Below are 25,176 nucleotides of genomic sequence, written 5' to 3' on the forward strand. Positions count from 1 at the left end.
GAATCAGGAGTCGAAGCCGGTCAACCGCTCGAGGGCCGGAAGTGCGCTCAGCAGCAGTCCGATGTCGTCGGCGTCCAGCTTCTCCAGGTGCTTCGTCAACCAGATCTCGCGCTTGTGCAACAGGCTGACCCGCGTCCGCTCGCCCTTGGTCGACAGCTCGATCTCCTGCACCCGTCGATCGGTCGGGACTGCGGTCCTGATGATCATGCCGAGTTCCTCGAGGCGGGCCAGGGACCTGGTGACCGCAGGAGGTGTGATGCCCTCTGCCTCCGCCAGCTGCTTGGCCGTGACGGGCTCGTTCCGATGGATGGCGAAGATGAGCGCGATCAGCGCGTAGGGTAGATCCTCGTCGTTCTGCTGGCGCAGCATGCGTCCCAACCGACCCAGGACCATCCGCAGCCGGACCAGGTCGGACTGGGTGAGACCGGAGGTGGATTCGTCCTCGGGAGCTTTTCGGGATTTCGCCATGTCGCTTTCCTGGATGAGTGCAGTTCGCGACAGTTTACCTGGTGATGTTCCCGAAACGCCCGCTGGCACGGCGGATCTGGTCCTCAGATGTCGAGCCTGAGCCGGCAGCCACCGACCGAGCGGGACACGCAGATGAACATGGTGTTCCCCTGCACGCGCTCCTCGTCCGTGAGAATGGAGTCCCGGTGATCGGGTGTGCCCTCCAGCACCGGCGTTTCACAGGTGCCACACGTGCCTTCGGCGCAGGAACTGATCACCGGGATGTCGTGCTCCTCGGCGATCTCCAGGATCGTGCGACCGACCGGAACAGTTGCAGTGACAGCGCTGTCGACGAACTCGACCTCGAACTCCACGTCTCCCGAGTCGTCGAACTCCCGTGGGACGAAGCGTTCGGTGTGCAGTGTGCCGGCCGGCCAGTGGGCCGTGGCACCTTCCAGGGCCACCAACATGGATTCCGGACCGCAGGCGTACACAACGGTGTCGGGCCGGGGGGCCCGGAAGAATTCGATCAGATCGACCCGCGGCGAGTCGGCCGTCGCGATGACGCTGGCCCGACAGCCGTAGCCCGCAAGGTGGTCCAGGAACGCCATGTGCGATCGGTTCCTCCCGGAGTAGACGAGTGACCACTCGGCGCCGCTCCGCTCGGCCGCCTCGATCATCGGGACGAGCGGGGTGATCCCGATACCGCCGGCGACGAAGAGGTACCGGGGGGAGTCGACGAGCGGGAAGTTGTTGCGGGGCAGCGACACCTCCACCGTGGTGCCGATCTCGATCTCGTGGAGGCGGCCGGACACGGCGCCTTCGCGCAGGACGGTGATGCGCCAGGTCTCCCGGTCCGGGGTGATCGACGACAGGGAGTACTGCCGCACCAGATCGTCGCCGACATGCACGTCGATGTGCGATCCCGGCGACCATCCCGGCAACGGTGTGCCGTCGGGCGTGCGGAACGACAGGGACACCACGCCCTCGGACTCCTGCACCCTCTCCTGCACCACCAGGCGCAGGACGATCGCCGGGTCCGGAGTGGACCGGGCGGTGGCCGGAGCGGTCCGATCCGCCGGTGGTGCGTCGGTGACGGGGAAGGAAAACATGACCGGGTCCATCGATTCTCCAGGGAAGTACTGGCTGTTGAAGAGGGTGGTGCCCTGGTGGCTGAGGGTCGCAGGCGCGGTCCGGGATGCCGGTGATGCGGTCTCCGTCGGGCGCTCGACGAGATCCAGTTCCACAACGGGGATCCGGTGACCGGGATCCCGGTCCGGGTCGGCGACTGTCAGGGCCACCGAGGTCTCCCCGAACTCCAGCCATGGTTCGTCGAGGACCACCGACATGGCTCCGAAGTGACCTTCGACCCGGGCGACGCCACCGTAACGGACGACTCCGGTGCGGGTGACCGGGTCGTAGCCGGCGGCCGACACCAAGGGGAACCGGACCGACTGGTCCGACATCCACTCCGCGCCCCCGTCGGCGGCGAACACTCCGTCGTCGAGCACGTTGACATAGCGGACGAAACTGCGTTTGATGCCCCAGACGAGGCTGTCGGGTGGCTGCGCTGTCGGTGCATTCAACCTCGGTTCCTTTCGACGGCGGTGGTGCAGGATCGCGCCCCGGAGAAGGTCCGGTGCTGGCCCGGGTCAGCGGTCTGCGGCAAGTGAGAGTGTGGTTCGGGTACCGGGTGTCGACGAGCGCAGGGCGCGGCCCGCCTCGCGCAGCGGGACGTCGACGGCCGGCGGCAGGGACAATGATCCGGTGGCCACCAGATCCACGACCTCGGCCAGGTGCCCGCCGTCCTCCGCCACCCGGACCGTCGTGGTGAACACCTCTTCGGCGAGGCCGGTACGGGGAGCGCCCGGCACCACCGAGATGTACCGGCCGTGGTTCCGGACCGCCGCCCCGACGTCGACTCCGGCGGCGTCGACGACGGCATCGACGGATCCCGGCTGCAGCGCTTCGATACCGGCCACCCCGAGCCCCAGCTGCGAGACGATCCCGGGCGGCGACGCCGGATCGCGGACCACGGCCAGCGGGCTGATGCCCCGAATCAACAGCATCTGCACGACGAGCGACCCGACCCCGCCGCCCGCGCCGGTCACGGCCACCCGTTCACCGGGCCTGCCGGCCAGGTCGAGGACGGCCTGGCGGGCGGTCAGGCCGATCAACGGGAGATGGGCGAACGCCGCTGGCGGGGCATCGGGGACCGGGGTCAACGAACGAGCAGGCAACGCAACCAGTTCCGCCCAGGTCCCGCGGCCGGTGCTCGCCATCGCGGACATCCCGGCAACACGTTGACCCACCGCGAAGCCGTCACCGTCGACGACACGACCCACCAGGTCCCAGCCGAGCACCCAGGGCCCCTCGCCGATCCGCGGCCGGATGAGCCCGCTGTGGATCTTCCGGTCTGCGGGATTCACCGAGGAGGCCTCGAACCGGACGAGGACCTCGCCCGGCGCCGGTACCGGATCGGCGGTCTGCGTCACGTGCAGTTCCCCGCCGGGTGTCGCTGTGGTCGTCACTGCCAACATCAGGCCACTCCCTGTTCCGCTGGGGCCGCGCCTCGTGCAACCCATTCCTCCGCCACCACGGCGGCGTGCGCAGGTTCTGGTCGGGGCCGGAGCGGCACCCTCCACGGTGCCCGGACCGCGGCGCCCGGGACCGGGTACCGTCCGACGCCGGGATGTTCCACCTCGGTGAAGATCTCGCTCCGCGCGACCAATCCGTGCGGTGAGGTCGCCATGTCATTCGCAGTGCGGTAGACGCCCCACGGCAGCCCTGCGGCATCGAGCTTGCCGGCCACCTCGTCCAGGCCACGGGTCGAGAACCACGGGGAGAGCATGCGTGTCACGTCGGAGCGGAGCCGGTATCGCACTCCTTCGTCGGCCAACGAGGCGCCCGCGGCCGCTTCCAGCCGGGCGGCTGTCTGCTCGCAGCCGGTCACCGCCAACAGGTTCCGCCAGTGCCTGCTGGTCAGTGCCACCAGCATGATGCGGCTTCCATCGCCGAGTGGGAAGTCCTGGCCGTAACTGCCGTAGATGGAGTTGCCGTCCCGCTGGCGCCGGGTGCCGTTCGCCGCCGCGTCGGCGACGTACCCGAGGTGGGCCATCGTGGAGGCCGCGACATCGGTCAGGCTCAGCTGCAACAGCGCACCCCCGCCCGACCGCTCGCGGCGGCGGACCGCGGCCAGCAACGATGTCGCAGCCTGTAATCCGGCCAGCAGGTCCCACGACGGCAGCACGCTGTTCACCGGTCCCTGCCAGGCGGATGGTCCGGTCAGCTCCGGCAGACCTGTCTCGCAGTTCACCGTGTAGTCCACCGCGGTCGTGCCGTCCGACCGGCCCTCGAGCCGCACCATGATCAGGTCGTCACGGACCGACCGGAGCGACTCGTACGACAGCCATCCGCGTCCCACCGCATTGGTCACCACGATGCCATGGCCCGGACCCGGTGCGCCCAACAGCCGCCGGACCGTGTCGCGACCATCCTCGGAGGCGAGATCAAGTGTGGTGCAGCGCTTCTGCTTATTCAGGCCGGCCCAGTACAGACTGGAACCATCCCCGCCGAGAGGGTGGCGTCCGGCGTCCGGCGCGCCGCCCACCGGATCGATGCGGAGCACGTCGGCGCCGAGTTGCCCGAGGGTGAGCGTGCAGGACGGGCCGGCGACGAAGCTGGACAGGTCCAGGATGTGCAGGTCCGACAGTGGGCCGTCGTTGTCGCTCACGGATCTCCTCGGGAATTGGTGCTTGCATCTGGCTCCGGGGCCGTTCGTATACTAGGTTAACTGTACTGCCGGTCACAGTCCAGGCCCACCACCGCCGCCGAAGAGCGTGTGAGCTCCGGGGTAGCCGCCCCGACCGGGACATCGACGGCAGCTCGACGTGTACTGACAAGGAAGTGAGTACGGATGATCGGCTTTGTCATCGCCGCTCTGTCCATGGCAGCGGTCCTGGTCCCTCTGGTCGCATCGGTCAGCCTGGTGTTCCGCGTCAGCGGTGTGGTCAATTTCGGTGCCGGGTACGTCGCCGTCTTCGCATCGGCCGCCTGCGCCTCCTGGTCCGCCGATCTGGGCGGCGCGGTCGGGGTGGTCGCCACGCTCGTGTCCGGCGCCCTGATCGGTGCAGTCACCTATGTGGTGGCCATCGTGCCCGCTCAACGGCGCGGGGTATCGGCCATCGGGCTCACCCTGGCCTCACTGGGTGTGGGGCTGCTGCTGAACTTCGCCACCCGACAGATCTTCGGTGGCGACCCCACTGTCGTGCAGCCATGGCTCTCCGGCGCCGTGACCATCGGCAGCTACCAGACGGCCGCACAGCGGTTGCTCGTCATCGGCCTGGCGGTCGTGCTGCTGGTACTGCTCTGGTTCGTCTTCGACCGCACCTTGATGGGCCGGACGTTGACCGCCGTTGCGCACGACCGGGAACTGGCGGCCATGTACGGGGTCAGGGCCAACCGGTTCGAGCTGATCGCCTGGACCAGTTCGGGAGTCTGCCTGGTCATCGGCGGCCTCTTCCAGGCGACGTTGGCGAGCGTCTCGGTGGAAGTAGCACCGACGCTGTTGGTGCTGTCCCTGGTCGGAGCAGTGATCGGCGGTCTCGACAACATCTTCACCGCGGTCGGCGGCGCGCTGGTGGCCGGCCTCGCCGTCTCGGCGACGGACCAGTTCGTCGCGCCCGGCTACCAACTGACGGCACTGTTCGTCGTACTGAGCATCGTGCTCCTGGTGCGACCGCACGGACTTTTCGCCTTCCGGGGCGCTTCGGAACGGGTGTGAGGGCATGACTTCGACGTCGACGACGACCGCCACCGACACGCGGGCCGGGAATGCCGCCACCGTACGACGCAGGCTCGGCGAGTTCGCGCTCGTGCGGGCGGGAGCCCCGATCCTCCTGGTGCTGCTCGGGCTCTTCGTCTCCGGGAACGCCTACCTCGTGCAGATCGCCACGGAAGGGTTGATCGCATACATCCTGGCGGCCTCGTTCAATGTGATCTACGGCTACGCCGGCGGGTTCAACATGGCCCACGTGATCACGTACGGTCTCGGTGCGTTCACCAGCGTGTATCTCGAAACGCATACCTCCCTGGGCTTCTGGGCCAGTCTGGCGATTGCCGTCGTGGGCACTGCGGCGCTCTCCGTGCTGGTGGCGATCCCTTCCCGGCGGTTGGGTGAGATCTTCCTGGCGATCCAGACCCTCGCGTTCGGTCTGGCGGTCTCCGAGATCCTCGTCAACTGGCAGGATTTCAGTGGAGGTACGACCGGTCTCTACTTCATCCCGTCGCCGACGTTCTTCGGCACCACGCTGTTCGGTGGCGAAGCCTCCTACTTCTGGCTCGTGGCGGTGTTCGCCTGGCTGGTGTTCGAGCTGATGACCCGCATCCACCGGTCGGCCATGCGTCGCAAGTTCACCGCTTTGCGTGAGTCCCCGCGGATCCTCGCCGCGGTGGGACTCTCCGCATCCGGCACCCGTCTCGTCGCGTTCGCGATCGCCGGTGGTCTCGCCGGTCTCGCCGGTGCACTCTTCGCCCACTTCCAGCTTGTCATCGACCTCGACACCTTCAGCTTCGGGCGACTCATCGCGTTGTTGCTGGCCGTCATCCTCGGTGGGGCCGGCTACTTCTGGGGACCGCTCTTCGGTGTTGTCGCCCTGCTGGTGATGGACGAGTTGTCACTGGCCACCAGCGCCGCGCACGACCTCATCTACGGTCTCGGCATCCTGGTCCTGGTGATCGGGACCCGCGGCGGGATCGCCGGCGGCGTGCAGGCGCTGCTCTCCCTCATCAAGGGCGGGCGGGCCCGTCGATCGGGTCACCCCGCTGCCGCGGCGACAGCAGCGGACGATGCGGGCCCCGCGGTCGCGTCGGCGGACGATCCGACACGAACCTCCGCCGATGAACCGGTGGATCTCGAAGCAGCGGCGGAACATGCCGGGTCCGCCGTCGAGCTGGTCCGCCGGCGGACCACGTCCCACACCCTCGGCTTCGACGCCGTGACGGTCCGGTTCGGAGGGAACACGGCCGTCGACGGTGCATCGGCGACGGTGTCCACCGGGGAGGTGGTCGGCCTGATCGGGCCGAACGGAGCGGGCAAGACCACCCTGCTCAACACGGCGACGGGGGACACCCCCATGGCATCCGGTCAGGTCCGCTTCGACGACGTCGTGCTCGGTGCCCTCCGGCAGTACGAGGTCGTGAACCTCGGCATCGGCCGGACCTTCCAGAGCCCCAAGGTCATCCCGGATCTCTCCGTCGTGGAGAACGTGATGCTCGGTGGGGACGGCAGGGCGACGGCCGGCACCGTGCGTCAGACGTTGTTCCTGCCCAGGGCGCGGGGCGACGATCGCAGGTCCCGCGAGAAGGCCATGGAACTGCTGTCCGACCTGTCGATCGGGCACCTGGCGGACCGGCCGGCCGGCGCCCAGACCTACGGCGTGCTGCGAATGATCGAGATCGCCAGGAACCTGATGCTCGACCCCGCCTTCCTGCTGTTCGACGAGCCCGGCGCGGGCCTGACGGAGTTGGAACGCGAAGAGGTCGCCCAGATCGTCCGGGGGTTGTCCGGCCGGGGCCTGGGAGTGTTGCTCGTCGACCACAACCTGCCGCTGATCACTGCTGCATGCGACCGCATCTACGTGCTGGAGGCGGGTCGCGTGATCGCGGCCGGGCCGCCGGCCGAGGTGTTCGCCCAGGAGAACGTGATCTCGGCCTACCTGGGAGCGGCGCGATGACCGACCTGCTGACCCTGCGCGGCGTGACCGTCGGGTACGGCCGACACCACCCGGTGCTGCACGCCATCGACCTGGCGGTCGGCGGGGGCGAGGTGGTCGGCCTCGTCGGGATGAACGGGGCCGGCAAATCGACGCTGCTGAAGGCGATCTGTGGCGGGGTGAAGCTCCGGGAGGGCACGATCTCCTACGACGGGCAGGATGTCTCAGGTCTGGGCACCCCGGAGTTGGTGCGCCGCGGCATGAGCATCCTCGCCGAGGGTCACCGCGTCATCCGTCCATTGACCGTCGAGGAGAACCTGCAGATCGCCACCATGTCGCTGCGCGGCAGTGCCGTACGGCGGCGCCTCGCCGCCTCGCGCGAGCTCATCGACGAACTCTTCCCCGTGCTGCACCAGCGCCGCACGCAGCTCGCAGGGCTGCTCTCCGGCGGTGAACAGCAGATGCTGTCGATGGCCAGGGCGATCATCGAGGATCCGAAACTGCTGCTGCTGGACGAACCTTCGCTGGGTCTGGCACCTCTCGTGGTCGATCGCATCTACTCCTCCCTCTCGGCCTTCCGCGAGCGTGGGGTGTCGCTGCTCGTGGTGGAGCAGAACAGCACCCGGGTGGCCGACATCTGCACCCGGATGGTGGTGCTCCGCGACGGCCGGATCACTGCCACCGGCTCTCCCGCCGAGCTGGTAGGTGCTGCGCTCACCAGCGCCTACTTCGGTTGATCCGCCACCACATGCGCCAGGGTCACGGCGAAGTCGGTTATCGAGAAAAAGTTCACCACATGAAGTACCATCGCTTGAAATTGCTCAGGAGGATCCTGCCTTGACCGACACCGACGTGATGCCCACGAGATCCCTGGTCTCGCCCGGGAGGATCCGGGACTTCTTCTCGCCGCGCAGCGTGGCGATCGTGGGTGCTTCCGAGACGTCCAGCTGGGGCATCAATCTGATGCGTAGTCTGGAGCTCGGCGGGGGAGCCCCGCAACTGGAGTTCGTCCACCCCAAGTACCCCGAGCTGTTCGGCCGCAGGACCGTCCCGACCCTGCGAGAACTGGACAAGCCCGTCGACCTCGCGTTCGTCATGGTCGGTCCGAACCGGGTCGGACAGATCCTGGAAGATGCGGCCGCGGCCGGCATCCGTAACGCGGTGACCCTGGCAGCGGGGTACACCGAGGCCGGGGAGGAGGGTCGTGAGCTGCAGGACGCACTGCGCCGGCAGGCGGAGGACCTGGACATCACCCTGATGGGCCCCAACACCATCGGCTTCATCAACGCCACCCTGGGCATCGCACCCTGGGCGGTCGCCTCGCACCGCGCTCCGATACCAGGAGCGGTCAGCGCGGTGTTCGAGAGCGGGTCGATGTGCCGTGCGGCCTACGAGTACACCCAGGCGCACGCGATCGGCATCAGCCATTGGGTCTCGCTCGGCAACTCAGCGGTGATGAACACACTGGACGTCCTCGAGTACCTGATCGACGAGCCGTCGACCCGGTCGATCGCCCTGTTCCTCGAGACCGTCAGGGATCCGGAGCGGTTCATCCCGCTGGCGCACCGGGCACTCGCCGCCGACAAGCCGGTCGTGGTCTACAAGGCCGGCAGGTCCGAGGAGGGCATGCGTGCGGCCATGGCGCACACCGGTGCGATGGCCACGAACGATGCCGTCGTCGACAGCGCCTTCCGGCAGGCAGGAATCGTCCGGGTGGAGAGCCTGGAGGAGCTGGTCGCGACTGCGGGACTGCTGGGCCACACCCGCCGGCGTCCGGTCGGACGCCGGATGGGGGTGGTCACCTCGTCGGGCGGCGGGTGCAACGTGATCGCGGACCTCGCGCACCGTGAGGGCCTGTCGCTACCTCCCTGGAGCGAGCCGATCGTGGCCGACCTGCAGGTGCACCTCCCACCCTTCGCGCACACGCTGAACCCGCTGGACACCACCGGCTTCGGTCACGCCAGGGCGCGTCCGCGGCCTACCAAGGCCGAGGATGACCTGATGGAGATCGCTGTCCGGGAACCTGGTATCGACTTCATGTTCACCATGATGACGCCGTTGCCCTCCGAACGGCCGGCGGACCCGGCTTTCATCGAGAGTCGTATGGCGATCATCGGGGACATCGTGAAGGCATCGCCGGTGCCGGTGTTCCTGGCGTCGAACACGAATCTCGATGTCACCGACTACGCGCGGAAGCTCCTGCACGACAACGACCTCCACCTGCTTCCGGGGGTCGACCTGGCTCTCCGATCGATCGGCTACATGCTGACCTGGTGCGACCGGCGGACGAGCATCCTGGACCGTGGGCCCATCTCTGAGCGAATCGATCCGCCCGGCGTCGTCGGTCCGGCCGGCACCTGGGACGAGTGGGAGGGCCGTCAGCTGCTGCAGCACGGCAGGATCCCGGTGGTCCCGGCCCGTCTGGTGACCACGGCCGAAGATGCTGTCGCGGCGGCAGCGGAACTGGGCGACACCGTGGTGTTGAAGGTCTGCTCCGCCGACATCCCGCACAAATCCGATGTCGGCGGGGTCGCCCTCGGGTTGTCCGGAGCGGCGGAGGTCGCGGACGGATACCGGCGGGTCACGGCGAATGCAGCCGTCCGGGTGCCCGGGGCATCGGTGCGGGGGGTGTTGGTGTCACCGATGCGACCCGCTGCGCCCGAGCTGCTGGTCGGCGTGACGGTCGACCCGACCTTCGGTCCGGTGCTGACGGTCGCCTTCGGTGGCATCTGGGTGGAGACCCTGAAGGACAGCAGCCTCCGGGTGCTGCCGGTCTCACGGCCGGAGATCCGCGACATGCTCTTCGAGCTCAAGGGCATCACCATGCTGACCGGCGGCCGCGGTGCCGCTGCCGCGGATCTGGATGCGGTGATCGATGCGATCAACGACATCGCCGCGGCCGCGGTGTCGCTGGGCCCGGATCTGGTCGCCTTCGAGGTGAACCCGTTGCGGGTCGGTGCTGCCGGACCCGAGGCGCTGGACGTGCTGATCGTGACGGAGGAGCGGTGACCGTGACGAGCACCAACCCTGTCGTGCCCGACCCCGCGCCGGGAACCGGTGCGCTGACGGGCATCCGGGTACTGGACTTCACCCGATTCATGCAAGGCCCCTACGCCACCAGGATCCTGGCCGATCTGGGCGCCGACGTCATCAAGGTCGAGCGTCCCGGCGGCGAGTGGGATCGCCGCCTGCGGGTCTCGCCACGCGGCTTCGCCGGGTTCTTCCACGTCCTCAACAGGGGCAAGCGCTCGTTGGCCATCGACATCACCACGCCACGGGGCCGGGAACTGGTGCTCGAGGTGGCGCGGGACTGCGACGTCGTCGTGGAGAACTTCCGGGCCGGCGTGATGGACCGCCTCGGACTGGGTTACGACGACATCCGGGCGGTCAACCCGCGGGTCGTGTTCGCGGCCGGGTCGGGGCACGGGCCGAACGGTCCGAACGCTGCCGACCCCATGTACGACATGGTGGCGCAGGCGATGTCGGGCGTCTCGGACTTCAACCGTGCACCCGACGGCACGCCGCGCCTGGCCACCAGAGGACTGGCCGACGTCGCCGGTGGCATGTTCCTCGCCATGGGCGTCCTGTCCGCGCTGGTCGCCCGTGAACGGACAGGTGTCGGCCAGCGGGTCGACGCCTCCCTGGTCGGTGCGTCCATCGCCCTGCATCCCGCGGAGGTCACCATCGCCCTCGAGGCCGACCACGTCTTCCGGCTGGGTGGCACCCGGGTCACCTCGACGTCGGGCGCGTTCCGGGCCCGGGACGGCAAGTGGCTCGTCATCGGTGCCACCGACCAGAAGCTGTGGTTCGGTCTGGCGGAAGCGTTGGGCCTGCGGCAGCTCTCGGACGACGAGCGGTTCAGCCGGAGCCGGATCCGGGAGGCCAACCGCGACCAACTGGAGCCGATCATCGAGCAGGCGTTCCTCACCCGGGATCGTGACGAATGGATCGGGGTGCTGCAGGCGCACCGGGTGCCGGCCGCTCCCGTCAACTCCTTCCTCGACCTGCCGGACGACCCCGACGTGCGGGCGAACGGCTACATCGTGGAGCAGGACGATCGTCAGGCGGGCCCGATCCGGCTGGTGGGACCCGCGTTCCACCTGCAGCACACGCCGCTCCGTGTCGGGACGTTCACCCCGGAACTCGGCGAGCACAGTGCGGAGGTGCTGTCGCAGGCCGGCCTCGCGGACGACGACCTCGCCACGCTCGCCGAACTCGGGATCGTCGAGATCGGCGCCCCGCCGGAACCGCTCGTCGGGTCGTCCGCTGCCGTCCCGGAGCCGGTGGCATGACCAGGTACGGAACGCCCGACAGCATCGCCGCGGCCGAGCACCAGGTGCTCTACGAGGTGGACCCGGACTCCGGCGTCGCGACGCTGACCCTGAACCGCCCGGAGAAGCACAACGCCATGAGCGTGCCGATGCGGGATCGGATCTCCGATCTCATGGCGGAGGCAGATGCGGACGATCGCGTCCGTGTCGTCCTGTTCCGCGGCAACGGCCGTTCGTTCTGCAGCGGCAACGAGATCAACGAGGAATGGGGTCAGCGACGCCCGCACGAACGGCGGCGGACGCTCAACGTCGGCTATCGGTACGGGGCCGACATGGCCTGGGGCAGACTGGGCTTCAGCCAGTCCATCTCCCGGTCCGCGAAGGTGACGATCGCCCAGATCCACGGGTACTGCGCAGCTGCCGCCTACTTCATGATCGCCTGCAAGGTGGATGTGGTGGTGGCAGCCGAGGATGCGCGGATCGGCGCGCTCGAAGCACGGTTCCTGGGTCCGGCCGGCGCAGTGGCCAGCGTGCACATCAACAGGATCATCGGCACGAAGGCCGTCCGCCGCACCGGCTTCACCGCGATGCCGATGTCCGGCACCGAAGCCCACCTGCTCGGGCTGGTGCACGAGACCGCCCCGGTCGACGAGCTCGCAGGCACCGCCGAGCGGATCGCCAGGGAGATCTCCGGACGACCGGCCGCCGAGTTGCTCTACCTCAAGGCACGGATCAAGGCGGCCGAGGCGGTGATGGACACCAGCGTCCCGTCGATCACGGGCCTGTTGGTCTCGCACTTCCTGCAGTCGGCGCCGGACGAGATGAACTTCTGGAAGACCGCCAGGGAGGTCGGCGTGGGCGGGGCCCTGGACCGGGACAAACAGCGGGACGGCGCCGTCGACCCGCGCGACCGCGTCGGGGGGCGGACATGATCCGCACGTCGGTGCAGGACTGGGTCGCCGTCATCGAGGTGAACGACTTCGCCCCGCTGGGCGCGGGCGATGCGGGGTTCGCCGGCGCGCTCCGGGACGCCGTCGTCGACCTTTCCGACGACGACGAGGTGAAGGTGGTGGTGCTGCGTTCGACCGGTGACTTCGCGACCGACCGGTCCACCCGGCTCCCGGCCGCCGAAGCCGTCTTCACCACCTGGCAGCAGGAGTTCGCCGGTGCCTCGGCCGTCCATCAGGCACTGACGTTCTCGAAGAAGGTCACCGTCACCGAGGTGTCGGGAAACTGCTCGGGGGCCGGCACCATGCTCGTCCTGGCCACGGACATCACGGTGGCGGCCGAGGACGCGCGGTTCGCCTCGCCGTTCCGGGGCCACCCCGAGGCGAACTTCGTGCTCGCGGCGTTGACCGTCCGCCTCGATCGGGCGAAGGCATGGATGCTACGGGACAGTGTGCTCGACGCGGAGACCGCAAGGTCCTACGGGCTGGTGAACGAGGTGATCCCCAGGTCGGAGCTCAGCGACGGGGTCGCGTCGGCGGCGGCCCGGATCGCGCGGATGCCGCTCGACGGCGTCGTGATGTCGAAGATGCTCCAGCAACCGGTCCTGGACGCCTCGGGCGTCGGCCGCGAGTTCGACCTGGCCGGCTTCTACGCCCACGCAGCAGCGACGGCCTGCCCCGGAGGTAACGATGTCTGACCCGCGAGTGCACTTCCAGGCCGATCGGGGCAAGCACATCGCCCGGTTGACCCTGGACCGTCCCGACCGCGACAACGCGATCGATCGGGCCATGGCCGCGGAGATCGTCCGGGCCGTCGATCTGGTCGACGACGACGACGATCTCAAGGTCCTGGTGATCGATTTCCGCGGTGACGACCTGTCGGCGGGCTGGGACGTCGACGAGATCTGGGACGTGTACACGGACGCTCCAGGCGGCGCGATCAAGAAGCACCCGAGTCAACGGGCGCGCCTCATCGCGCAGGCGGACAACTGGTGGGGTCCGCGCGGGCTCTACTCACGCCTGCTGAAATGTCGGAAGGTGACCGTGCTGCACGCCGGGGGTCGCTGTTTCGAGACGGGCCTTTACCTCACCTTGTGCTCGGACATCGTGGTGGCTTCGGACGATGCCAGGTTCGGGTGCCCGCGCTGGCACAACGTCGGGGTCGATGGCGACATGTCCCTGCTGATCGCGGAGGTCGGGTTGAAACGGGCCAAGGACCTGTTCTACCTCGGGCGGTCCTGGACCGCCGCGCAGGCACTCGAGTACGGCCTGGTCGACAAGGTCGAGTCGGTCGACACGGCGGCGGCCGCGGTCGATTCCTATGCGGAGATGTGCGCCTCGATCATGCGTGACGGTATCGTCTCGGAGAAGTACGCGGTCTTCGCCTCTCTGGCCAAGATGGGTGTCGACTTCTCCTTCGCCGCGACAGCTGTCGTCGCAGCATCGCTCAGCAACATCCACTTCCAGCCGGGGGAGACCAACTTCCTCCGCGATCTCCGGGAGTCCGGCCGGGAAGCCGCCCTGCACGCTTCCCGGGAAGGGCTCTGAACGGATAGCAGCCGCATTCCGTCCATCCACCCATCCGCCGTTCCCGAAAGGACGAGAACCATGAAGTTCGATGCCACTCTGACCTGGACGAGTTACGAACCGCACATGCACAAGGCCACCACCGATCGCCAGCGCCGCCAATTGGCCAAGGTCGTCGCGCACGCCAAGGGTGAGGTGCAGGCCGACCTCGAGCCCGTGTTGGCCTCCCTCGCACCCGACCCGCAGTACCACGAATTCGGGGTGTTCGCCGATGTGCCCGGCGACACCGGGCCGAAGGGCTGGAAGGCCGTGGTGGAGAACTACGAGCAGATGGTCGAGTGCGGTTCCTACGTCATCGAGTCCATCAAGGACCGGCTGATGATCGACGACGAGCAGATCGTCACCGATGGACGCTATCGACAGATCCTGCCGGCCAAGGTGGCCAAGGAGATGGGCTACGTCGCGCAGGACGACGACCGCGCCGATCACTACATGCTCTCCGGGATCACGGTGGTGTTCTGGCACTTCGACGAGAACGAGATGGCACTGGGCGAGGACCGGTACGTCCTCGACAAGTCCATCGAGCCGCTGGCGGCCGAGGACCTCCCCGCCGATTACCCGGCGCGCCTGCGCTGAGACGCCCGCTTTCCGACTTCCGACGACGACGAGGAGACACGAGATGACGGCATCGACGCAGATCCGTTCCCTGGAGGACCGGGTCGAGGAGCTCACCAGCCGCACGGCCCTGGCGGAGTTGGTCGCCGGGTACTGCCGCGGGGTCGACCACGGCGAGCTGGACCTGTTCCTGTCGCTGTGGCACGACGACGCGGAGTACCTGATCCCCGGTGGTCGTGGGGACTTCATCGGCATCGAGGGGATCCGGCAGTCCCAGGTGGTGATCGGCAAGGCGTGGAAGAGCACGAAGCACTGGACCACCAACCACGTGATCACCTTCGACGGACCGGATCTCGCGACCGGCAAGAGCGACTGCTTCGCGATCTGCGAGCACCACGACGGGAAGATCAGCCTGGTGTCGGCCACGTACGACGACCGCTACGAGCGTCGCGGCGACGGTGTCTGGCGGATTGCGAAGCGCCTGGTCACCCGCTGGTTCGTCAGCGAGGGCACCGACATCCGCCTGCTCCCCGCGTTCTGATCGGAGGACCCTGGCATGACCGGTACCGTCGCCGTCCCGCCGCTGCTGTCGGAGGCGGGATCAGCCGATCCCTATGCGGTGTACCGGGTCCTTCGCGCAGAGGACCCGGTGCATCACGACCCGAGCACAAAGTCGCACCTGATCACCCGTCACGCCGATGTGTTGGCCGGTTACCGCAACAAGGCATTCACCTCCAAGAACTACGAATGGCAGCTCGAGCCGGTGTTCGGCAGGAGCCTGCTGCAGCTGGAGGGGCGTGAGCACGCTCGCAAACGTGCCCTGGTCAGCCCCAACTTCCGCGGACACGGACTCGACTCCTGGACCCCGGTGATCCGTCGGAACGTCACGCGCATCCTCGACGGCGGCATCGCCCGGACCGTGGAAGGACTGCTCGAGCCGCTGGCGCCCGGAGACGAGGTCGATCTGCTCGAGGTGTTCGCCCACAAGCTGCCGGTCTCGGTGATCACCGCCATGCTGGAGCTGCCCACCGAGGACGAGGAGATGTTCCTCGGCTGGTACAACCGGATGATCGCGTTCCTGGCGAACCTCGCGCAGGATCCGGAGGTGCACGCCTCGGGCATCGCCGCGCGGGCGGAGCTGTGGGAGTACCTGACCCCGATCGTCCAGGAGCGGCGCAGACATCCTGGAAGCGACCTGATCTCGACCCTCGCCACCGCCGAGATCGAGGGGGAGAGCCTGTCGGACGAAGAAGTCGCCACGCACACCACCCAGCTGCTCAATGCCGGCTCGGAGACCACCGACAAGACCTTCGGCAGTGTCTTCCGTCATCTCCTCCGTGACCGGGAACTGTTCGAGCAGGTACGGGATGATCGTTCACTGGTGCTGCCGGCCATCAGCGAGACCCTGAGGGTGACCCCGCCGTCGCAGATGAACGCCCGCGTGCTCTCCCAGGACGTCGAGGTCGCGGGGGTGGAACTGCCCGAGGGGTCGCTGGTGCATCTCGTGATGGCTTCGGCGAACCGTGACGAGCGCCGGTTCTCCGATTCCGAGACCTTCGACCTGCACCGGAAGGACTTCAATCACGAGAAGGCGTTCTCCGGCTCGGGTGAGCACTTTGCCTTCGGGTTCGGGATCCACGCCTGTGTAGGGGCCATGCTCGCGAAGAACGAGCTGGAGATCGGGGTGAACGCGCTGCTCGACAGGTTCCCCGACATGGATCTCGCGCCGGGGTTCGATCCGGTGGAGGTGGGAGTGAAGTTCCGTGCGCCCGTCGAGCTGAAGGTGGTGCTCTGACATGACCGATGCTGGGACGGGCGTCGCCGGCGGTGAACTGCGCGACGTCGTTGCCAAGGCAGAGATCCACGAGGTGCTGCTGCGGTACTTCCGTGCGATGGACCGGATCGACGACGAACTCGGCTGCTCGATCTTCCACGAGGACGGGACCGGCGACTACGGAGCCGACATCTTCTCCGGCAGCGGTCCCGACCTGATCCGTTGGCTGAACGACTACAACCGCACCCTGCTCGCCAGCCATCACCAGATGTCGAACGCGACGATCGAGGTGTCCGGGGACGCGGCAGCGTCCGAGACCTACGTGACGGCAACGCTCGTCATGCCGGCTCCGCAGGGAGTGGGTCATCATGTGGTCCGCCGCGTCCACGGGCGCTACCTCGACGCGCTGTCCCGGAGGAACGGGAGGTGGGCGATCGACCACCGGCGGTACCGCCGGGACTTCTTCTGGGAGGAGACGGTGGCAGGTCTGACGATCGGCAGCGGTGCGGACCGGACTCCGTCCGACCAGTCGTACGCGCACCTCGCCGCAGCGCGGACCCCAGGGGTGTGATCGTCACCCGCGTCCGGACCGCAGCCGGGCGTCCCCGCTTGCGACGATGCCGTCCAGGATCAGACGCAGCCCGTGGTCGAACTCCGTGTCGGACACCATGGCCAGCATGATCCCGTCGTTGCTGAGCAACTCGGACAGGATCGGCATGGTGTCGTGATCAAGAAGCTTCGAGACGGTGTCGCGCAGGATCGGGGAGTGGTTGAGGTGTTGGATGCGCTCTCCCACCACGACCCCACGAGTGAACGTGTAGCCGGTGCTGAACGAGTTCCAGGCCGTGAGCGGGACGAAGCCGGCCCCGATCATGAACTCCAGGATCACCTCGATGTGGTGGTACAGCACATGTGTCGAGTCGAGGCTGTACGAGCGGATCCTCGTCCAGGTCAGATCGGTGAGTACGTCGTTCCGCCGATGGACGTCCCGCAGCTGTCTGAAGTAGTTCTCCAGGAACTCACGGACGTCCTGCCCCGTGGTCGGTACCGGAAGGGCTGCGACGACCGTCCGGACCGCACGATCACTCATGCTCCGCACCAGGTCGTCCTTCTTGCGGAAGTGCCAGTAGATGCTGGTGACCCCGACACCCATGTGCTTGGCCACCTCCGGGACCGACATTCCGTCGACCCCAGTGGTTCCGGCCACGGCGAACGCCGCATCGAGGATGTCCTCGGTACTCAGCGAGCCGCGTTCGCGGCGGGTGCTCGTCGGTCGTCCGGCCACAGTCGTACCCCCTTCCGGGCTTGCGGTCCCGCAGATGATGTCATACCGTTCTGCATGGCGTTACTGTAAGGCTTACAGTAGTGACGACCGGACATGGAGGTCCGCAGATGTCGGATGCTGGGCCGGCGGCCGTTCCGCTGGTGGTCGAGCCGGGCAAGGTGCGTGAGTTCGCCCGGGCCGTCCGGATCGACCTGTCGGAACTCCAGGACGACTCGGGTGCCATGAGCATCCCGGCCACGTTCCTGACCGTCCTGCAATTCGTCGAGGATCCGGTCCAGGTGGCCGAGGATCTCGGTTTCGAGCTCGGCCGGACGTTGCACGGCGAACAGGAATTCGTCTTCCACGGCCCCCCGCCCGTTGCCGGGACCACGCTGTGGGCGACCTCGGCGGTGACCCGGCGCTACGAGAAGAGCGGCCGGCGAGGAGGAGTCATGAGATTCGCGGTGCGGTCGACCGAGTTCCGATCCGAGGACGGCGCCCTGGTTGCCACCGCCGAGATGACGGCGATCGAGACCGCTGCGGCCGTGGACGCCTCGTGACCACCACCGTCACCTCCGCCGATCCGCTGCCGCGGACCGTGGGCCCGGTGTCCCGCACCGACATCGTCCGCTACCAGGGAGCCTCCGGCGACTTCAATCCCATCCACCACGACGACGGGTTCGCACGAGCCGCCGGGTACCCGGAGGCCTTCGCCGTCGGGATGCTCCCGGCCGGCCTGCTCGCCGGATATGCGACGTCGATCTGGGGAGCGCAGACCATCCGCAGGTTCCGCGCCAGATTCCGCGAGCAGGTCTGGCCCGGGGACGTCCTGCATCTGTCCGCTCGGGTGGTCGGTGAGATCGCTTCCGGCGCAGGGGAGACCAGGAACATCACCGTGGAACTGGTGTGCGCCCGGCAGGGCGGGGGAGTCGCCGTGTCCGCGACCGCCGAGTTCGAACTTCCTCCTCATCACCGAACGGCCACCGACATGGGAGACGCATCATGACGACGCCCGGGCTCATCCACCCCGCCGTACCTGGTGCCGATGGTGCAGTCGGGTGGGAGGACGAGCCCGACCGGCTGGGGTCGTTGCTGATCCGGCAGGCTGTCCGCCGCCCGGACGACGAGTACGTGAGTTTCGGCGGTGAGAGGTGGACCTACCGACGCTTCTCCGGCTGGGTCGACGCCGTCGCGGCGGATCTCGTGGGTCGCGGCATCGGCCGGGGCGACCGGATCCTGATCCAGGTGCCCAACCGGCTGGAGGCGCTGGTGCTCCAGCTGGCGGCCTTCCGGATCGGCGCGGTCGACGTCCCTGTCATCCCGATCTACCGGGAGCACGAGCTGCGGCACATCCTCGACGACGCGCGCCCCGCCGCGGTGGCGGTGGCGGCCACGGTCAGCTCGCGGACACCACCGACCGAGATCGACACGATCCTGTCCAGCACGGACTGGGCGCCGCGCGTGCGCTACGTCATCGGCGGTGACGCCGACGGCTGGGTGCCGTTCCGCGACCTCCCCGAGAGTGTCGACGACGTCGACCTTCCCGAGCCCGGGAGGCCGGACGAGCCTGCGCTGATCCTCTACACCTCGGGTACGACCGCGAAGTCCAAAGGCGCGGTGCTCACCGCTCGGGAGTGCCTCGCGCACGCCCGGAACTGGGTCTCGACGTTCCAGGTGAGGTCCGACGACGTGTATCTGGTCGGGACCCCGCTGTCCCATCTGGGCGGGTTCAACGCGGCCATCCTCCTGCCGTTGTTCACTGGCGCCCGGGTCGTGGTGCTGCCCCACTGGCGTGCGATCGAGGCCGCGGAGATCGCCGAGCAGGAGGCCGCGACGGTGATGCTCGGAGCTGCGCTCTTCCTGTCCGAGATGGTCGACATCTACGCCTCGGGCCGATTCTCCGACCGGCCGATCAGGCTCTACGCGAGCGCGGGGTCGGTCACCCCGCCGGCGCTGATCCGGCGCGCGGCGGACTTCGGCGTGACGGCCGGCAGTTGTTACGGCATGACGGAGGCCGGCACCCTGTCGGGCTTCGGGCCTGGCGACCCGCTGGAACGCCGTGCCGAGCTCGACGGCCGCATCTTCCCGTCGATGACCGTTGAGGCCGTCGACGAACTGCGCCGGGTACTGCCGCCGTTCGAGGAGGGCGAGCTGCGGGTCCGGGGGCCCCAGGTGATGGAGCGATACACCGACCCGGCTGCATCCGCCCGCCAGCTCGACGACGAGGGCTGGTTCTACACCGGTGATGTCGGCTACGTGACGGACGACGGTTGGCTGAAGATGACCGGCAGGCTGAAGGACATCATCAACCGGGGTGGGGAGAAGTTCTCCGCCCAGGAGATCGAGCTCGCCCTCGTGCAGCACCCGGACGTCCTGGAGGTGGCGGTCGCGGGCCTGCCGGACGAGAGATTCGGAGAGAGGGTCGCGGCCTTCCTGCGGTTGTCCGACGGTGTGGTCTGGAACGGGCCGCAGCCGCTGCTCGACCATCTCGACGCGCTCGGATTCGCGAAACAGAAGTTCCCCGTGACCTGGCGGGTGCTGGCGGAGGGTCTCCCCCGGACCGCCAGCGGCAAGGTCCGCAAGAACGTCCTGATCGATGCGGGGGAGAACGACGCGGCGCTGCCGCCTGTCAATGCCGAACAGAAAGAGGCGAAGGATGTCTGACCGCAGACCGGTGATCGTGGGGGTCGGCGTCTCCGATTACCCCAGGGCACCGCACCTGGACGTGCTGGGCCACCATGCACAGGCACTGCAGCGTGCGCTGGCCGACAGTGGTATCGAGAAGTCCTCCATCGACGGTCTTTTCACCGCCGACGCGGTGATCCCGGGGATGGACACCTATTCCGTGCCGGAGATCGCGGAGTACCTCGGCATCGAGTACCGCTATGCCGACAGCACCTACACCGGAGGCTCCTCGTTCGAGCACCTGGTGCAACACGCCGCGTTGGCGATCCGGGCCGGCCTGGTCGAGGTCGCGGTGATCACCTACGGCAGCGACCTGTACTCCGCGGTCGGCCGGACGCTGGGCACCGGCGGCGGCGACCTGCGGCCGTTCGGCATGCGCCAGTACGAATCCCCGTACGGGAACTCCGTGGTCGGCTCCTACGCCCTCTTCGCGCAGCGGCACATGCACGAGTTCGGCACCACCGAGGAGCAACTCGCCGAGGTCGCGGTGTCCACCCGCGCCTACGCCGCGCACAACCCGCATGCGATGTACCGCAAACCCATCACCGTCGACGACGTGATGAACTCCCGCTACGTCGCGGACCCGCTGAAGCTGCTCGACTCCTGTGTCGTGTCGGACGGCGGAGGTGCCATCATCATGACCACCGCGGAGCGGGCGAAGGACCTCGCACGGCCGGCAGTCCACGTGCTCGGCAGCGGTGTCGCCCAGACCCACTGGAGCATCCACCAGTCACCGACGTTCGACACCACCGGCGCTCCCCGCGCGGCGGCTGACGCCTTTGCCGGAACGGGCCTGTCGGTGGACGACGTGAAGGCACTGATGACCTACGACAGCTTCACCATCACGGTCCTGCTGCTGATCGAGGGTTTCGGGTTCTGCAAACAGGGGGAGGGCGGTCCCTTCGTCGCCGAAGGCAATCTCCGACCCGGGGGCCGTCTCCCCACCAACACCGACGGCGGCGGGCTGTCGTCATGCCATCCAGGCATGCGTGGCATGCACCTCCTGATCGAGGGAGTGCGCCAGGTGCGAGGTGAGGCCGGCGAGGTGCAGGTGCCCAACTGCGATGTCGTGATGGCCGGTGGATCCGGCGGCTGGGCCTCGGCGATCGGTGCCGTGCTGCTGGGATCGGAGCGTGCGGCATGAGGATCAACCCGACGGTGTCGCGCCCGCTCCCGCGGCTGGGCGACGAGTACACCCGCACGTACTTCGGGGAGTGGGCCGCCGGAAGGCTGGTCGTCCAGCACTGCCCGGAGTGCGGTCACTGGCAGCACTATCCTCGTGCGCTCTGCGAGAAGTGCGGTGCGACACCGGTCTTCGAGGAGCAGGAACCGGCCGGGGTGGTGTGGACCTACACGATCATCCGACAGATGGGCACCGAGCCGTTCCGTTCGGAGGCGCCGTACCCGGTCGCCATGATCGCACTGGCCGGCGGGATCAAGATCATGGGCACGATCACCGACTGCGAGCCCGAGCAGGTCCGCATCGGCATGCGTGTGCGGGGCTACCCCGTCGTCTACGGGGAGATCGGCCTGCCGTTCTGGCGACCGGACACCTCGGACCAGCCGGTGGCGGGGGAGGACGGGTCCCATGGGTGAACTCGACGGCAAGGTCATCGCGGTGACCGGTGCCGGGCGTGGCATCGGGCTGAGCCATGCACAGCTGCTCGCGTCCGAAGGTGCCCGCGTCGTCGTCAACGATCTCGGGACCACACCGGACGGTCGGAGTGCCGCCGCTGCGGCGGCCGGGGCGATCCGGGCATCGGGAGGAACGGCGGTCGCCGACGACAGCGACATCTCGACCTGGTCCGGTGGCGAAAGCCTGGTGGAGAAGGCGCTCTCGTCGTTCGGTGCGTTGGACGGACTGGTACTGAACGCCGGGATCATCCGCGACCGGATGCTGGTCAACATGGTCGAGGACGAGTGGGATGCGGTGATGGCCGTCCACCTGAAGGGCCACTTCGCACCGTTGCGGGCCGCGTCCGCCCACTGGCGGCAGCTGGCGAAGGAGACCGGTCGCCCTGCAGGGGCACACGTCGTGATGACGAGCTCGGAGGCAGGGCTCTACGGGAACGTCGGGCAGGCCAACTACTCCGCCGCCAAGGCCGGGATCGTCGGACTGGCGATGGTGGCGGCGAGGGAGCTGGAGCGCTACGGCATCTCGGTCAACGCCATCTGTCCACGGAGCCGCACCCCGATGACCGAGCACCTCGGACTGTTCGACGCCGGCGAGGGGTTCGACCGATGGGATCCGGACAACATCGCCCCCTTTGTGGGCTACCTGTGCTCCGATGCGTCGTCCGAGATCACCGGTCGGACCTTCGTCGTCCACGGTGGCACGGTGTCCTTGCTGGAACCGTGGCAGGAGGTCGCCCACCTCGACCGGGACTCCAGATGGACAGTGGCCGAACTCATTCCGGCGGCAGCAGAGCTGTTCCGCGACCGCTCGCCGGCGCTCGCGCCGTTCCCGGACCCCACCGCCGCCCATGCCTAGCGCATCACCGGCGGTCGAGGACCCGGCCGAGGCACTGGCGCTGGAGGCCGAGATCAGGAGCACGTTGCGGGCCTTCCTGGCCGATGTCGCGCCACTCGCCGTCACACGTCGCTACCTGGACGGTACCGGTGACGATCCCTCCGTCCTGTGGCGACGGATGGTGGGCGAGCTGGGGCTCGTCGGCCTGGCCGTGCCCACAGTCCTCGGCGGTGACGGGCTCGCCCCGGGCCTGGCCGGCGTTGTCTTCGAGGAACTAGGGCGGAACCTGGTCCCGGTGCCGTCCTTCGGCACCCTCGGGTTGGCCGTACCACTGCTCACGGCCCTGGGGACGGACGATGCCGTGGCGGCGCTCGCGCCGGTGATCTCGGGCAGCAGTATTGCCACCGTCGGCTGGGTGGGCCCGGCCGGGGACTGGGATCCGCGGTCGACACCCGTCCGGATCGACATCGAGGGATCGACGGCCACCGTGAACGGGCGCCTGCACCACGTGATCGACGGTGACCGGGTCGACCGCCTGTTCGTGGTCGGTCGTGATCCCTCCGGTGCGCTCGGAGTCGTGTCCGTCGCGGCGGATGCCGTCGGGCTCCGGTTCCTCCCGGCCGACCACCTCGATCCGACGAGGCCGGCGGCCGGGGTCGAGCTGACGGACGTGGAAGGAGAAGTTGTCGGCGCCGGTGACTGCTCCGATGCCGTGGTCAGGGCTGTCCTGACCGGAGCGGCCCTGCTCGCCGCTGAATCCGCCGGCGCGGCCCGGCACGCCCTGGAGTTGACGGTCGAGTACGTCAAGGTCCGGCACCAGTTCGGTCGTCCGATCGGGTCGTTCCAGGCGGTGAAGCATCGCTGCGCCGATATGCTGGCCAGGGTCGAGCTGATGAGTGCACTGGCCGCGGAGGCGGTCGACGCGGTGTCGGAGTCGGGGAACGATGCCCGTGAGACGGTGCTCGCCGCCGCGGCCTACGCCGCCGACGCGTTCACCTTCGTCGCCTCCGAGATGATCCAGCTGCACGGCGGTATCGGGTTCACCTGGGAGCACGACGCACATCTGTTCTTCCGTCGGGCGAAGTCGTCCGAGGTGACATTCGGCGCCGCCGCCGAGCTGAGGTCTGCCATCGCGCTGCAGCGGGGGTGGCGGGCATGAGCAGGGCGACATCCGCCGACTTCGGCGTCCGTGCGCGCGACTGGCTCGAGGCGAACGTTCCCCGCCGTGCCGCGGGAGAGCTGCCCCCGGTGGCCAGCGTGCGGGACCCGAGACCCGGTGAGATCGGGCGTGCCCGCCGGAGGCAGGCGGCGCTCTCCGCCGCGGGGCTCGCGGGGATCTCGTGGCCGGTCGAATTCGGCGGCGCAGGACTCGGTGAGACCGAAGAACGCCTGTTCCTGAAACTGTCGTCGGACTACGATCTCGAGCTCGAGTCGTTCAAGGTGGCCATGGATCTCGTCGGACCGACGATCCTCGCGCACGGGACGGACGAACAGAGGTCGCGATATCTTCCCCGCATCCTGTCCGGGGCGGACCTCTGGTGCCAGCTCTTCAGCGAGCCCGGCGCAGGCAGCGACCTCGCCTCGCTCGCAACCCGGGCCGAACTCCGGGACGACGGCTGGCACGTCACCGGACAGAAGGTCTGGACCTCCGGCGGACACGACGCGGATCTCGCGATTCTCGTTGCCAGAACCGACTTCTCGGTGCCGAAGCATCGGGGACTGACCTACTTCGTCGCCGGCATGCACGAACCCGGGGTCACGGTGCGACCACTGCGCCAGATGAACGGTGGTTCCCATTTCGCCGAGGTGTTCCTCGACGATGTGGTGCTGCCGGCGGACAGCGTGCTGGGCGGCGTCGGGAACGGGTGGCAGGTGGTGCGTACCACGTTGGGCAACGAACGGTCGGCGATCGGTGGCGATCCCGGCATCGAGGCGGAGCAACTGATCGGTCTCGGCAACTCGGTGGCGAGGCATCGCGGCTCGGCATCCCTGCCCGATCCGGTCCTGGTGGACGCCATCGTCGCGGTCCACGTGCGCAACCGTGCTCTCGCCGCACTGACCCGGCGCACCGAGCAGCGCGCAGCAGCCGGTGCCCAGCCCGGTCCGGAGGCCTCCATCTTCAAGCTCGAGTACGCCGATGTGCAGCGGGTCGGGAACGACATCGCCATGCGCATCCTGGGTCCGGATGCGCTCCTTTCCGGATCGGACGGTGTGGGCGCAGGAGCGTGGCAGGCCAACCTGCTCACTTCGCCGTACCTGAGGATCGCCGGTGGCACCGACGAGATCCAGCGGAACATCATCGCCGAGCGGATCCTGCAACTCCCCGCCGACCGGGAGGACGGGCGGTCATTGCCGTTCGACCAGCTCCGTCGCGGATGAAAACATTCGGCAATGTGACGGCGGAGGGTGGCGATGTGACGGGGCGCACGGTAGCATTCCCGTGGATTTGCTCCACCGGACGCC

26 protein-coding genes are annotated in these 25,176 nt (G+C 68.3%); 20 read left to right on the forward strand and 6 right to left on the reverse strand.

All coding sequences use genetic code 11. The features are described from left to right. Window positions 1–3: 3 nt before the first annotated feature. From GIS00_RS00430 to GIS00_RS00445, 4 genes are all read right to left on the reverse strand, one after another. On the reverse strand, window positions 4–468 hold the full coding sequence (locus tag GIS00_RS00430) for a MarR family winged helix-turn-helix transcriptional regulator (RefSeq protein WP_154766482.1): 465 nt from the start codon (window positions 466–468) through the stop codon (window positions 4–6). An 83-nt stretch (window positions 469–551) separates the two neighbouring features. Beyond that, complete coding sequence (locus GIS00_RS00435; RefSeq protein WP_196073047.1) at window positions 552–2,033, reverse strand: HtaA domain-containing protein; 1,482 nt, start codon at window positions 2,031–2,033, stop codon at window positions 552–554. Between the two features lie 66 nt (window positions 2,034–2,099). Next, a complete protein-coding gene (locus tag GIS00_RS00440) occupies window positions 2,100–2,987 on the reverse strand; it encodes an alcohol dehydrogenase catalytic domain-containing protein (RefSeq protein WP_154766483.1) in 888 nt (295 codons plus the stop codon). Further along, on the reverse strand, window positions 2,987–4,180 hold the full coding sequence (locus tag GIS00_RS00445; protein WP_154766484.1) for a CoA transferase: 1,194 nt from the start codon (window positions 4,178–4,180) through the stop codon (window positions 2,987–2,989). The genes GIS00_RS00440 and GIS00_RS00445 overlap by 1 nt, the downstream gene beginning before the upstream one ends. Window positions 4,181–4,363: 183 nt before the next feature. Between GIS00_RS00445 and GIS00_RS00450 the strand changes: the two genes are divergently transcribed. Genes GIS00_RS00450 through GIS00_RS00460 form a run of 3 tightly spaced genes read left to right on the forward strand, consistent with a single transcriptional unit; the run spans window position 4,364 to window position 7,897 of the window. After that, window positions 4,364–5,230, forward strand: a complete 867-nt coding sequence (locus GIS00_RS00450) for a branched-chain amino acid ABC transporter permease (RefSeq protein ID WP_154766485.1) — start codon at window positions 4,364–4,366, stop codon at window positions 5,228–5,230. Between the two features lie 4 nt (window positions 5,231–5,234). After that, window positions 5,235–7,181, forward strand: a complete 1,947-nt coding sequence (locus GIS00_RS00455; RefSeq protein WP_154766486.1) for a branched-chain amino acid ABC transporter ATP-binding protein/permease — start codon at window positions 5,235–5,237, stop codon at window positions 7,179–7,181. Then, window positions 7,178–7,897 (forward strand): ABC transporter ATP-binding protein, encoded by a 720-nt coding sequence (locus tag GIS00_RS00460; protein WP_196073048.1) that lies wholly within the window; start codon window positions 7,178–7,180, stop codon window positions 7,895–7,897. The genes GIS00_RS00455 and GIS00_RS00460 overlap by 4 nt, the downstream gene beginning before the upstream one ends. Window positions 7,898–7,981: 84 nt before the next feature. Here GIS00_RS00460 and GIS00_RS28210 read toward each other — a convergent pair whose 3' ends face one another. Next, window positions 7,982–8,116, reverse strand: coding sequence for a hypothetical protein (locus tag GIS00_RS28210; protein ID WP_255454591.1), 135 nt, complete (start codon window positions 8,114–8,116; stop codon window positions 7,982–7,984). Between the two features lie 7 nt (window positions 8,117–8,123). Between GIS00_RS28210 and GIS00_RS00465 the strand changes: the two genes are divergently transcribed. From GIS00_RS00465 to GIS00_RS00500, 9 genes are read left to right on the forward strand one after another with little or no spacing between them, the layout of a single operon-like run. Then, window positions 8,124–10,169, forward strand: a complete 2,046-nt coding sequence (locus GIS00_RS00465; protein WP_230312704.1) for an acetate--CoA ligase family protein — start codon at window positions 8,124–8,126, stop codon at window positions 10,167–10,169. A 2-nt stretch (window positions 10,170–10,171) separates the two neighbouring features. Then, window positions 10,172–11,452, forward strand: a complete 1,281-nt coding sequence (locus tag GIS00_RS00470; RefSeq protein ID WP_154766489.1) for a CaiB/BaiF CoA transferase family protein — start codon at window positions 10,172–10,174, stop codon at window positions 11,450–11,452. Then, window positions 11,449–12,363 (forward strand): enoyl-CoA hydratase/isomerase family protein, encoded by a 915-nt coding sequence (locus tag GIS00_RS00475; RefSeq protein WP_154766490.1) that lies wholly within the window; start codon window positions 11,449–11,451, stop codon window positions 12,361–12,363. The genes GIS00_RS00470 and GIS00_RS00475 overlap by 4 nt, the downstream gene beginning before the upstream one ends. Then, the gene (locus GIS00_RS00480; protein ID WP_154766491.1) at window positions 12,360–13,076 is read left to right on the forward strand and encodes an enoyl-CoA hydratase/isomerase family protein; all 717 of its coding nucleotides are present in this window, start codon (window positions 12,360–12,362) and stop codon (window positions 13,074–13,076) included. The genes GIS00_RS00475 and GIS00_RS00480 overlap by 4 nt, the downstream gene beginning before the upstream one ends. Next, window positions 13,069–13,926, forward strand: a complete 858-nt coding sequence (locus GIS00_RS00485; RefSeq protein WP_154766492.1) for an enoyl-CoA hydratase/isomerase family protein — start codon at window positions 13,069–13,071, stop codon at window positions 13,924–13,926. The genes GIS00_RS00480 and GIS00_RS00485 overlap by 8 nt, the downstream gene beginning before the upstream one ends. 60 nt (window positions 13,927–13,986) lie before the next feature. After that, window positions 13,987–14,541 carry a hypothetical protein gene (locus tag GIS00_RS26740; protein ID WP_196073049.1) on the forward strand — a complete coding sequence of 185 codons (555 nt, stop codon included), beginning with the start codon at window positions 13,987–13,989 and terminating at the stop codon, window positions 14,539–14,541. Between the two features lie 43 nt (window positions 14,542–14,584). Then, window positions 14,585–15,061, forward strand: coding sequence for a nuclear transport factor 2 family protein (locus tag GIS00_RS26745; RefSeq protein WP_196073050.1), 477 nt, complete (start codon window positions 14,585–14,587; stop codon window positions 15,059–15,061). A 15-nt stretch (window positions 15,062–15,076) separates the two neighbouring features. After that, window positions 15,077–16,315: a cytochrome P450 gene (locus GIS00_RS00495; protein WP_154766494.1), complete on the forward strand. Its 1,239-nt coding sequence runs from the start codon at window positions 15,077–15,079 to the stop codon at window positions 16,313–16,315. A gap of 1 nt (window position 16,316) precedes the next feature. Beyond that, window positions 16,317–16,865, forward strand: coding sequence for a nuclear transport factor 2 family protein (locus GIS00_RS00500; protein ID WP_154766495.1), 549 nt, complete (start codon window positions 16,317–16,319; stop codon window positions 16,863–16,865). A 3-nt stretch (window positions 16,866–16,868) separates the two neighbouring features. Here GIS00_RS00500 and GIS00_RS00505 read toward each other — a convergent pair whose 3' ends face one another. Beyond that, a complete protein-coding gene (locus tag GIS00_RS00505) occupies window positions 16,869–17,579 on the reverse strand; it encodes a TetR/AcrR family transcriptional regulator (RefSeq protein ID WP_154766496.1) in 711 nt (236 codons plus the stop codon). Window positions 17,580–17,686: 107 nt separating this feature from the next. Here GIS00_RS00505 and GIS00_RS00510 point away from each other — a divergent pair, with 107 nt between their 5' ends. Genes GIS00_RS00510 through GIS00_RS00545 form a run of 8 tightly spaced genes read left to right on the forward strand, consistent with a single transcriptional unit; the run spans window position 17,687 to window position 25,092 of the window. Then, window positions 17,687–18,118, forward strand: a complete 432-nt coding sequence (locus GIS00_RS00510) for an FAS1-like dehydratase domain-containing protein (RefSeq protein ID WP_196073051.1) — start codon at window positions 17,687–17,689, stop codon at window positions 18,116–18,118. Beyond that, complete coding sequence (locus GIS00_RS00515; protein ID WP_322097294.1) at window positions 18,115–18,564, forward strand: MaoC/PaaZ C-terminal domain-containing protein; 450 nt, start codon at window positions 18,115–18,117, stop codon at window positions 18,562–18,564. Before GIS00_RS00510 ends, GIS00_RS00515 begins: the two co-directional genes overlap by 4 nt. Beyond that, on the forward strand, window positions 18,561–20,222 hold the full coding sequence (locus GIS00_RS00520; RefSeq protein WP_154766497.1) for a class I adenylate-forming enzyme family protein: 1,662 nt from the start codon (window positions 18,561–18,563) through the stop codon (window positions 20,220–20,222). The genes GIS00_RS00515 and GIS00_RS00520 overlap by 4 nt, the downstream gene beginning before the upstream one ends. Further along, window positions 20,215–21,387: a thiolase C-terminal domain-containing protein gene (locus GIS00_RS00525; protein ID WP_154766498.1), complete on the forward strand. Its 1,173-nt coding sequence runs from the start codon at window positions 20,215–20,217 to the stop codon at window positions 21,385–21,387. Before GIS00_RS00520 ends, GIS00_RS00525 begins: the two co-directional genes overlap by 8 nt. Further along, on the forward strand, window positions 21,384–21,839 hold the full coding sequence (locus tag GIS00_RS00530) for a Zn-ribbon domain-containing OB-fold protein (protein ID WP_154766499.1): 456 nt from the start codon (window positions 21,384–21,386) through the stop codon (window positions 21,837–21,839). The genes GIS00_RS00525 and GIS00_RS00530 overlap by 4 nt, the downstream gene beginning before the upstream one ends. Beyond that, window positions 21,832–22,734 carry an SDR family NAD(P)-dependent oxidoreductase gene (locus GIS00_RS00535; protein ID WP_154766500.1) on the forward strand — a complete coding sequence of 301 codons (903 nt, stop codon included), beginning with the start codon at window positions 21,832–21,834 and terminating at the stop codon, window positions 22,732–22,734. Before GIS00_RS00530 ends, GIS00_RS00535 begins: the two co-directional genes overlap by 8 nt. Continuing rightward, a complete protein-coding gene (locus tag GIS00_RS00540) occupies window positions 22,727–23,872 on the forward strand; it encodes an acyl-CoA dehydrogenase family protein (RefSeq protein ID WP_154766501.1) in 1,146 nt (381 codons plus the stop codon). The genes GIS00_RS00535 and GIS00_RS00540 overlap by 8 nt, the downstream gene beginning before the upstream one ends. Next, complete coding sequence (locus GIS00_RS00545) at window positions 23,869–25,092, forward strand: acyl-CoA dehydrogenase family protein (RefSeq protein WP_154766502.1); 1,224 nt, start codon at window positions 23,869–23,871, stop codon at window positions 25,090–25,092. The genes GIS00_RS00540 and GIS00_RS00545 overlap by 4 nt, the downstream gene beginning before the upstream one ends. The last annotated feature ends 84 nt before the right edge of the window (window positions 25,093–25,176 follow it).

Origin of the sequence: Nakamurella alba, from assembly GCF_009707545.1 — a bacterium.
Taxonomy (GTDB): domain Bacteria; phylum Actinomycetota; class Actinomycetes; order Mycobacteriales; family Nakamurellaceae; genus Nakamurella; species Nakamurella alba.

Coding starts and splice junctions, on each gene's coding strand:
- GIS00_RS00510 (WP_196073051.1), top strand. CDS start 17,687: ATGTCGGATGCTGGGCCGGCGGCCGTTCCGCTGGTGGTCGAGCCGGGC.
- GIS00_RS00455 (WP_154766486.1), top strand. CDS start 5,235: ATGACTTCGACGTCGACGACGACCGCCACCGACACGCGGGCCGGGAAT.
- GIS00_RS26740 (WP_196073049.1), top strand. CDS start 13,987: ATGAAGTTCGATGCCACTCTGACCTGGACGAGTTACGAACCGCACATG.
- GIS00_RS00535 (WP_154766500.1), top strand. CDS start 21,832: ATGGGTGAACTCGACGGCAAGGTCATCGCGGTGACCGGTGCCGGGCGT.
- GIS00_RS00465 (WP_230312704.1), top strand. CDS start 8,124: ATGCGTAGTCTGGAGCTCGGCGGGGGAGCCCCGCAACTGGAGTTCGTC.
- GIS00_RS00540 (WP_154766501.1), top strand. CDS start 22,727: ATGCCTAGCGCATCACCGGCGGTCGAGGACCCGGCCGAGGCACTGGCG.
- GIS00_RS00430 (WP_154766482.1), bottom strand. CDS start 468: ATGGCGAAATCCCGAAAAGCTCCCGAGGACGAATCCACCTCCGGTCTC.
- GIS00_RS00480 (WP_154766491.1), top strand. CDS start 12,360: ATGATCCGCACGTCGGTGCAGGACTGGGTCGCCGTCATCGAGGTGAAC.
- GIS00_RS26745 (WP_196073050.1), top strand. CDS start 14,585: ATGACGGCATCGACGCAGATCCGTTCCCTGGAGGACCGGGTCGAGGAG.
- GIS00_RS00545 (WP_154766502.1), top strand. CDS start 23,869: ATGAGCAGGGCGACATCCGCCGACTTCGGCGTCCGTGCGCGCGACTGG.
- GIS00_RS00500 (WP_154766495.1), top strand. CDS start 16,317: ATGACCGATGCTGGGACGGGCGTCGCCGGCGGTGAACTGCGCGACGTC.
- GIS00_RS00495 (WP_154766494.1), top strand. CDS start 15,077: ATGACCGGTACCGTCGCCGTCCCGCCGCTGCTGTCGGAGGCGGGATCA.
- GIS00_RS28210 (WP_255454591.1), bottom strand. CDS start 8,116: ATGCCCCAGCTGGACGTCTCGGAAGCACCCACGATCGCCACGCTGCGC.
- GIS00_RS00525 (WP_154766498.1), top strand. CDS start 20,215: ATGTCTGACCGCAGACCGGTGATCGTGGGGGTCGGCGTCTCCGATTAC.
- GIS00_RS00450 (WP_154766485.1), top strand. CDS start 4,364: ATGATCGGCTTTGTCATCGCCGCTCTGTCCATGGCAGCGGTCCTGGTC.
- GIS00_RS00485 (WP_154766492.1), top strand. CDS start 13,069: ATGTCTGACCCGCGAGTGCACTTCCAGGCCGATCGGGGCAAGCACATC.
- GIS00_RS00530 (WP_154766499.1), top strand. CDS start 21,384: ATGAGGATCAACCCGACGGTGTCGCGCCCGCTCCCGCGGCTGGGCGAC.
- GIS00_RS00475 (WP_154766490.1), top strand. CDS start 11,449: ATGACCAGGTACGGAACGCCCGACAGCATCGCCGCGGCCGAGCACCAG.
- GIS00_RS00520 (WP_154766497.1), top strand. CDS start 18,561: ATGACGACGCCCGGGCTCATCCACCCCGCCGTACCTGGTGCCGATGGT.
- GIS00_RS00440 (WP_154766483.1), bottom strand. CDS start 2,987: ATGTTGGCAGTGACGACCACAGCGACACCCGGCGGGGAACTGCACGTG.
- GIS00_RS00460 (WP_196073048.1), top strand. CDS start 7,178: ATGACCGACCTGCTGACCCTGCGCGGCGTGACCGTCGGGTACGGCCGA.